This window comes from Serratia sp. HNCC26DJ206 (genome assembly GCF_057180605.1).
The window spans coordinates 1-309 of the sequence record NZ_JBXUGP010000174.1; the positions used below are offsets into that span (position 1 = coordinate 1).

General features: G+C 64.7%; 1 protein-coding gene. It reads right to left on the reverse strand.

All coding sequences use genetic code 11. The annotated features are described in order from the left end of the window. The coding region (locus AC2A1E_RS24465; RefSeq protein ID WP_484385917.1) for an Ig-like domain-containing protein at positions 1 to 309 on the reverse strand (309 nt) is incomplete at both ends.

A 309-nucleotide genomic window follows, 5' to 3' on the forward strand; every position in this document is an offset into this window, starting at 1 on the left:
CCCGGTCTTCTCACCCACGTTGTCGATGATGATCACTTCACCCGGTGCCGCCGGGGCCACGGTATCAATGACAATCCCGAAGCTGCCGCTTGGCGCGCTGACATTACCCGCCGCGTCGGTGGCCGTGATGTTCAGGCTGTGGCTGCCGTCTTGCAGCGCCGTGTCTGGCGTGAAGCTCCACTTGCCGTGGGCGTCAGCCACCACGCTGCCGATCACCTGGCCGTTGTCAGAGACGGTGACGGTGCTGCCCGCTTCGGCAGTCCCGCTCAGGGTTGGGGTCGTGTCGTTGGTGACATCGCCCTTCTGCAA